At 49.5% G+C, this 1,092-nt stretch carries 1 protein-coding gene and 1 pseudogene; one reads left to right on the top strand and one right to left on the bottom strand.

Annotated elements, in window-relative coordinates; genetic code table 11:
- The first annotated feature begins 344 nt into the window (after positions 1-344).
- Positions 345-599 (top strand): annotated as a pseudogene (locus NZ772_19375) (Uma2 family endonuclease).
- A 33-nt stretch (positions 600-632) separates the two neighbouring features.
- On the opposite strand, the gene NZ772_19370 reads toward NZ772_19375, so the two are convergent.
- Positions 633-1,092 (bottom strand): LD-carboxypeptidase (locus tag NZ772_19370; protein MCS6815718.1); only part of this gene is annotated, 460 nt, incomplete at its 5' end.

Below are 1,092 nucleotides of genomic sequence, written 5' to 3'. Positions count from 1 at the left end.
TCCTACGTCTTGCCAAATTTGTTCTGTTGTCGATGCAAACGTCCGGCTTGTTGTCAAACAATTCTATTTGTGCACTCTAATTGCTGTGTTTTATCTTTGCTGATGTGATGCTGGATTGCGGACAGCAAAGCCTGCTTATGCCCACCCCAGCGGTCGGTATTGAATTGCTTGCAGTTGGTTTTACCTTTAGTGTTCATCACTAATAGTGTTCATCACTAATTGCTCAATTAAGGCATTTGTGTGTTTGCCCACTCGTGCCACCAAAATCAATCTACTCGTGTTTGCTAAGCTTAGTCCAATCCAACAATCCCCAATTTCTCTCTCTTGAGTCAAACATTGCTTTTTGGCAAAATGACTAGGCTCGGAAGGTTGAAGACTACGCCTTGCTGGGGGTTCCTGAGTATTGGATTGCAGACTATCTAGGGCTAGGTGGTCGAGACTACATTGGCACTCCCAAGCAACCAGCGTTCACAATTTGTCAACTGGAGGGCGATCGCTACCGCAAGCACCGATTTCGTCAAGAAGACAGTTTGATCTCAGCCATCTTCCCTGAATTGCAACTCCAGGCAGGTGCAGTTTTTGCAGCCGGACAAGGCTAGAAGCATTTCAACCTGGAACTCAAGAATCACCGATTAGCCAAACTTGAGCACACCAGCATCACCATCTAAGGTAGCGGTAATACCCACGGGTAGGGCAGCGTTCTCACCATCGTGCCCAAAGGGTAGATTGGCTACAATCGGAATGCCCAAATCAGCGAGGCGATCGTGCAGTACCTCCTCAACCGTAAAGCTAGGTCTGTTTGGGTTGGCATGGCACTGGCTAAAGCGTCCTAGGGCGATCCCAGCGACCTGATGCAATATGCCCGTCATTCGCCACTGGGTTAACAGTCGATCAAGGCGATAGGGAGCCTCACCGACATCCTCTAGAGCCAAAATCACCCCTGTTAGTGGTGGTTGCCAAGGTGTGTGCAACAGATGGGTGGCAACGGTTAAATTTGCGGGCAACAAGACACCCGTCGCCTCTCCTTTGACCCAACTGGTTCCCTGAAGAGGAGCAGGGGGTGTATGGGTTTCTAGCCAGTTGATGAGGCGA

It is taken from the genome of Cyanobacteriota bacterium, assembly GCA_025054735.1.
Taxonomy (GTDB): Bacteria; Cyanobacteriota; Cyanobacteriia; order SKYG9; family SKYG9; genus SKYG9.
Note: the sequence above shows the minus strand (reverse complement) of the source record. Positions and strands in the feature narration are given on the sequence as shown.